Genomic DNA, 6,252 nt, shown 5'->3' on the forward strand with positions numbered 1-6,252 from the left:
GGCTACTTGATACCGAGCAACTCGACTTCGAACACCAGAATGGAATTGGGAGGAATTTCACCACCACCGGCGCCCCGTTCACCGTAGCCGAGATCCGCGGGGATCACGAGCTTGCGTTTCTCTCCAATGCGCATGCCGGCCACGCCTTCGTCCCACCCCTTGATGACCATCCCCTGGCCCAGCTGGAAGTCGAACGGCTGCTGGCGATCGAGCGAGGAATCGAATTTCTTGCCGCTGGTGAGCCAGCCGGTGTAGTGAACGGAGACGGTGTCGCCCGCCTTGGCGGCCACGGCATCCGCCTTGGCCTGGCGCAGCACCGTGTATCCCAGACCACTCGGGGTCTTGACCTGGGCACTGGTGGTGATGGCCTTGCCATCATCCACAAAAGGTGAAGCAGCGGCCACGGCAGGCGTCGCGGAGGTGGCTGCCTGAGTCTGTGGCGACTCTTCCGGGTCCATCACGGGCGCGCGCGAAGCGGCGTAGAGCGATCCCGGAGAAGCTTGGGCTTGGTCCGACTTGCTGCCCCCGTCGCAGGCTGCAAATTGAAGGGCGATGGCTGAGATGACTAGTGCGTGACGCAACATGGCGTGGTCTCCTCTTCAAACAGGAGCCACAGCATACCACATGCCTCACCTGGCGAACGGGCGCCCCATCCCAAAAGGGCCCGTCGTTTTCATACTTGCCAGGGGAAGACCCTTTCACAGACGGCTTCACGTTGTCGAATGCGGTAGGCGTGGTGCGCCGTCGTGCCTTCCTGATTCTGGGCAAACGCGGCCGCGTCCATGATTTGAACCTCGAATGGAATGAAAGCCCGCTGCACCACACCGCCGCGAACCAGGCGAACCAGGGCTCTGGCGGTGAATTGCATGGTGCGGTAGTCGGTGGAACTATGGGGGTTTCGTTCGTGCTCTCGCTCGGGAGCCACCCCGAGTTGGTGCACCGAGGAGGTGAACTCCTTGAACGACAGCTCGCCTTGGTGGTAGGCCTCCTCAAGTTCGTCAAAGGCTCGTCGAAAGGCAGGAAGATCCACCAAGGTGTTGATGGAACGACTCGGTTTCACGTTCGGGTAGGCAAACACGTTGTTGACCCGGAGATATTTCAACAGCAACAACGCATAGGCTTTGTCGGGTGTCACGAATCGCACGCCGAGATGGTCGTAAATTTCCTGCGCCACACTGTCGACCTTGTGCAACAACTTGAGCACCAAACTTTCCCAGGGTTTTTCGGGTTTGAAGTCACAGCGCAGCAAGGGAATCACCATCTCCCCATCCGTGACCAGCATCCGCGCCTGCCCCAGCTTCAGGTGTTCCGAAAAGCGGTCAAATATCTGCTGTCTGGCCGCCGCAATCAGGATCGGGTCGTGGGAAAAGCGCGCGTGCGCCACGGCGTGCGCCACCCGCAAAAATGAACAGGCCCAGTTTCGCCACGCGTGGTCAGGCGTGGAGGCCAACAACAACAGGTCGCCAAATTGTTGCGGAAAGTCGACGGGCAGGCGCTCCAGCCCACGCCAAGGCAATAGCACATCCTCGATGAAATGCTTGGTTTGAGCCGCAATCTGAACCAACTCGACCTGATCGGTCGGCTCATCGGGGTCCAGGCCATAAGCGCGCAAGAATTCGCAGGCGGCCTCTCGCGTGCTGACCCTCAGCCCATCCAGGTCAATGACGGAACGCCCCTCCACAATCGACTCGAGTGTCTGCCAGGGGAAGCGATAGACCGGGTCTGAGATGGGCGAGCCGGCGACCTCGCGGGGTGATTGCATCGCGGGCTCCTCCTGGTTCATTCGCTGCCGCCGAACTTCGGGGCTCTGACCCTCATGTACCACTGCGGCACGCGGTCCTTGCACGCGCGGCCCCACGGGCCCTATCATCGACCCGGCACGGGAGTCGCCGACGGATGAGCCAATCTGCCTGGGGGCCCGCACTTCGGGCCCACTACCAACAACAAACTCCTCCTCGTCGGTTGGCTGTCTGGTTTGCAGGGACCGCCCTCGCCATCGTCGCGTGGGGCCTCTGCTGGGCCGGGTTCGTGACCACCATTCTGAACGCCCCTCTGGCGGCGGTAGCGGCCACGCCGCATGTGGCTGGCACCTATGTGGTTGGCTGTTACGTGCTGCTGCTGGGCAGTGCGGCCTGGACCTGGTTCCGCCTGGAGCGAGGCAACTGGGATGAACTGGGCGCAAGCCTCAAACCCGGCAGGGCCCGTCAAGCTGGAGTGGGGCTTTTGGTGGGACTGCTCTCGCTGGCCGGCCTGCTCGGAATTGAACTGCAGGCAGGTCTCTTGAGCCTCACCGCCCCCAGCCAGCCCCTGTGGCCTGGCGTGCTGCCCTGGGTTGGCCTGGCTTGCCTGTTTGCCGCCTCGGAGGAATGCCTCTTCCGCGGTTTCATCTACCGAATGCTGCGCCGGGGCATGGGAGCATGGGGCAGTGCCACCGTCAGCGCAGCCCTCTACGCCGTCGCTCACGTACTCAAAGCGGACGTCCTGTCAGCCCCCCCCTGGCTCCCGTTGCTGGGGCTGGCGCTTGCTGGTCTGTTTCTGGCCCGCCTGACAGAACGCCTCGGGCATTTCTGGGGCGCAGCGGGCATTCACGCGGGGTGGTTGGCCCTCTTCATTCCGCTGGACCAGCTACGCTGTCTCGTCGCGCCCAGCGAATACGTCGGGCTGACCGGAGGGGGGTACCCCTTGGGCGGGGCCCTCGGGATGGCGTGCGTGCTGGCACTGTGGTGGGGAAGCCACCATTGGTGGACGCCGAACGCCCCCGGGGAAAAGGTTGGCTGATTGCCCCGGGGGCGAACTTGCCACTCAACGAAGCAGGCCAGGCACCTCATCAGGTTCAGGGAAGCGCTGACAAGCCTTCTTGTCGAACACTGGGGCCCCGTCTTTGGTCACCAGAAACACGCCCCCACTCCCGCGAGTCAGACGAGCCTCAATGCCCAGCGATGCGCGAACCTCGGCAGCCACACGGACTGCCACGGGCTCGTAATTTCAAACGCCGCAGTAGGTAATCTCGATTTGCATCGACGTCACTCCCCTCAAACAACCGAACCCCCGCCAGCATACGCGCGCGCGAGGGACCTGTCACGCTCTCAGCGCCCCGTTGGTTTGCGTTGCAGGATTGCTACGACCTGAAAAGGCCGGCGATGAGACGTGTGCCCGCACCCGAGTGCCCGACACAAAAAAGTTCCAAAAATTTGTCTGTGCGTTTGGCACAATTTTAGGGGCGTGTTGTATGCTATGCGAACGCTTTTTTTTGAGGGATTGCCATCTCCCTCTTGATTGCCAGACTTCATCATTGCCGTGTCTTCAGAAGGATCCCAGCACATTATGAATAAGCATGCGGGCGGGCGACCTGCGAAAAGCGGCGCGCGGCGGGAACTGAAAACGTTCCGTCTCGTACCTGATGCCATCAAGCGTCTGGAGGGACTGGCCCACGAACGCGGTGGTTCAACCAGTGATGTGCTGAATGAACTCATCCTGCACGCGCGGCGCACTGAAGCTGGGGACGCGGCCCGAGCCCGCCTCGAGGTCATTCCTGGCCACGGGGACGGGGACACCGACAAAGTGGCTTGCATGTCCCGTTTTCGGGTTTTGACGGGCCGGGGACCTTCACGCTTGGCCGATGATGTCGGGCGTGTCTCCCAGGAACTCGCCAGACTCCGCGATGGGTTGGGGGCCGTGCTCGGAGAAATCGAGGCGCTCATGTCCGAGCAACTGCTCGAGCCCACTGATGCCCTGCGCAAGGGTGCGCGCGCTCAGGACCCTTACGGTCAGGGATTCAAAGACGGCATGTTGGAAGCCCTCGAAACCGCATATTCACTGCTGCAGGCGGAACTGCTGATTTCCGAAGGGTTCTGATTCAGCCCCGACGCAGCACACCCAGGTCGTGCTTGAGCGCCTCCTGGAGTTCAGCCCAGTCCAGCACATCGACACCGGATTCACGCGCCTCTTCCACGAGCCGATAGGTTTGCAGTGTCCTCCAGTGAACGGGGGCTGGCTGTCGTCCGTTGTCTGGTTCAGACGTGACGGGCTGGGACTCCTTCGCGGTGGCTGCCATTACCCGTTGCACGCGTTGTTCGGCTTGTCTGACACTCAACCCCTGAGCCTGAATCTCCCCGATCAAGGTGGCGCGAGCCGACGCCTGCTTGAGTTGCACGACGGCCTTGGCATGTCCTGGCGTGAAGTCACTGTCCTTGGCGCTCGCGTGTCCCAACGCCAGTTGCACATCGGGCGGATAGCGCAACAGCCGCACCCGTTGTTCGATATATGTCTTGGACTTGCCCAGCTTTTCCCCCAGCTGGCGATGACTCCAAGCCGTTTCATCCAGAATTTGCTTGAGCACCAAAGCCTCTTCGAGCGGTGTGATGTTCTCCCGCTGAAGGTTTTCAATCAAGGCCACCTGACGTGCCGTGCTGTCGTCCAAGCTCCGAATGATCACGGGAATGCTCTCAAGCCCCGCCAACTTGCTGGCATGGTAGCGACGTTCACCCGCCACAATTTCATAGCGTCCGTGACCGCCGGCTGGATGAGGCCGTACAATCACCGGCTGCAGCAGGCCGTGGCTGCGGATACTCTCGGCCAGTTCCTCCAACGCGGCCGCATCAAAATGCGTCCGTGGCTGCTGGGGATTCGGTTCCATGGCACTCAGACGAACCTGCCGGGGCGCCACATCGTGAGAAAGCTGGCGACTGGCCTCGAACATGGCGGCGAAACTGCCGCGCACGGGTGAAGCGTTCGTCATGCGTCGATCTCCTTGATCGCTTGATTCACGAGCGCCAGGTCGACACCTGGCAGGCCGGCGAAAGTGGCCAGGGTGAAAGCTGACAGACAGATCTTGTTGACTTCACGCGGAACCCCGCCCGAGGCCTCGTAGATCCGGGCGATCGCCGCACCCTCAAAATAGTCGGGCGCGCATCCCGCCACCTGCAATCGGAAGCGAATCATGCCTTCGGTATCGGCAAGGTCCAGCGGCTCAAGGGTCGAGCGAGTCACGATCCTTGAGCAGAGCGCCTTCTTGGGTTTCAACTTGGCACGTAATTCGTTCTGCCCAAACAAGACGATCTGAACCAGCTTGTGGTCATCCGTTTCGAAGTTCAACAATTGCCGCAACAGCTCGAATTGCGACCCCTTCAGCAGTTGCGCCTCATCGATCAGCAGCACGGCCAATCGTCCTTCCTGGTACTGCGCGATGAAAAAGTCATTGAGCCGTGCCAACGTCGCCTGCTTGCTGCGGGCGGGCGCAATCCCGAATTCGGCGCAGATCGCCACCAACAGCTGGTGTTCCGAGGGGAAGCTGGGATTCGGCAGATAGGCGACCTGGAATTTCTCAGGGTAGTCCACAAAGTGATGAAGCAGGTGCCGCCCCACCGTGGTTTTGCCCATCCCGACATCTCCAAAAATGACCGTCAGCCCCTGGCGATGCTCCACCAGGTACAGGCTCTTGGCAATGGCCGAGCGATGCTGGGTTCCGACATACAGGTAGCGAGGGTTTGGCGTCAGGCTAAACGGCATCTCCGCGTAGACGGACAGGGGGGCAACGCTGCCACCCTCCGCGCTCGGCAGAAATGTGGTAGGCCCGGGCTGCGCCTGCAAGCGGTGGGCGGGCATGTAGAACTCCTTGTCAGACAGTGAAGGCAGGGGGCAAGCGCCCACTCCCAACGCATCAAAGCGACCCCCGGTCGCGGAATTGGCACCAATTCCTGCCCCCACCCTACGAAATTGACGCTGAATCGTCGGAGACGGGTGTCACAAGCGTCAACCCCGGGAGCCAGGTCCCTCCGCGACTCACCGTGCCAGGAGCCCGTCGAGCGAACGACGCCTCGAAGAAGAAAGGACCGGGAACACGGCAAAGGGGTTGCAGGGCGCCCTGGAAGATCAGGGAAGTAACAACAGGCCAGCCGGATGGCTTTCAAGCTTGAACTCACGCAGCACACGGCCCTGCTGCAGGTCAACCTCAGCCACACTCGAGGCGCCGCTACAGCCAACATACAAGCGCTGGGAGCGCGCATCGTAAACCAGCGAAGCAGGGTTCGCGGGCACCTCGACGGCCCGGATCAGTCGCCCGGACTGGGCATCGAGCAGTAGCACGCGGCCGGGAGCGGTGTTCAGACAGGCCACGGCCAAGGTGCGCGAATCAATCCAGGCGAGGGCCGCGGGGCCCGGCGCAACGGGCAAACGGCGAAGCAAACGCGGAGGAACCGGGGACAAGACCGCAATCTCATCGGCGCCCCGACAAGCCAGATAAAGCTCATTGCC

8 protein-coding genes are annotated in these 6,252 nt (G+C 61.8%); 2 read left to right on the forward strand and 6 right to left on the reverse strand.

Going from position 1 to position 6,252, the window contains the following annotated elements; translation table 11 throughout:
- Nucleotides 1–2: 2 nt before the first annotated feature.
- Both VKP62_08405 and VKP62_08410 read right to left on the reverse strand, forming a co-directional pair.
- Nucleotides 3–584: an FKBP-type peptidyl-prolyl cis-trans isomerase gene (locus VKP62_08405; protein ID MEB3197211.1), complete on the reverse strand. Its 582-nt coding sequence runs from the start codon at nt 582–584 to the stop codon at nt 3–5.
- An 89-nt stretch (nt 585–673) separates the two neighbouring features.
- Complete coding sequence (locus tag VKP62_08410; GenBank protein ID MEB3197212.1) at nt 674–1,762, reverse strand: TIGR04552 family protein; 1,089 nt, start codon at nt 1,760–1,762, stop codon at nt 674–676.
- 266 nt (nt 1,763–2,028) lie between these two features.
- On the opposite strand from VKP62_08410, the gene VKP62_08415 reads away from it, so the two are divergent.
- Complete coding sequence (locus VKP62_08415; protein MEB3197213.1) at nt 2,029–2,778, forward strand: CPBP family intramembrane glutamic endopeptidase; 750 nt, start codon at nt 2,029–2,031, stop codon at nt 2,776–2,778.
- A gap of 24 nt (nt 2,779–2,802) precedes the next feature.
- Here the strand turns inward: VKP62_08415 and VKP62_08420 are convergent, their stop codons facing one another.
- Nucleotides 2,803–2,973 (reverse strand): Rdx family protein, encoded by a 171-nt coding sequence (locus VKP62_08420; protein ID MEB3197214.1) that lies wholly within the window; start codon nt 2,971–2,973, stop codon nt 2,803–2,805.
- Nucleotides 2,974–3,324: 351 nt separating this feature from the next.
- Here VKP62_08420 and VKP62_08425 point away from each other — a divergent pair, with 351 nt between their 5' ends.
- Nucleotides 3,325–3,855 (forward strand): hypothetical protein, encoded by a 531-nt coding sequence (locus VKP62_08425; GenBank protein ID MEB3197215.1) that lies wholly within the window; start codon nt 3,325–3,327, stop codon nt 3,853–3,855.
- Between the two features lies 1 nt (nt 3,856).
- Here the strand turns inward: VKP62_08425 and VKP62_08430 are convergent, their stop codons facing one another.
- From VKP62_08430 to VKP62_08440, 3 genes are all read right to left on the reverse strand, one after another.
- The gene (locus tag VKP62_08430; GenBank protein MEB3197216.1) at nt 3,857–4,738 is read right to left on the reverse strand and encodes a ParB/RepB/Spo0J family partition protein; all 882 of its coding nucleotides are present in this window, start codon (nt 4,736–4,738) and stop codon (nt 3,857–3,859) included.
- Nucleotides 4,735–5,604 (reverse strand): AAA family ATPase, encoded by an 870-nt coding sequence (locus tag VKP62_08435; GenBank protein ID MEB3197217.1) that lies wholly within the window; start codon nt 5,602–5,604, stop codon nt 4,735–4,737. The genes VKP62_08430 and VKP62_08435 overlap by 4 nt, the downstream gene beginning before the upstream one ends.
- 267 nt (nt 5,605–5,871) lie before the next feature.
- The coding region (locus VKP62_08440) for a hypothetical protein (GenBank protein MEB3197218.1) at nt 5,872–6,252 on the reverse strand (381 nt) is incomplete at its 5' end.

This window comes from Candidatus Sericytochromatia bacterium (genome assembly GCA_035285325.1).
Classification (GTDB): Bacteria; Cyanobacteriota; Sericytochromatia; order S15B-MN24; family JAQBPE01; genus JAYKJB01.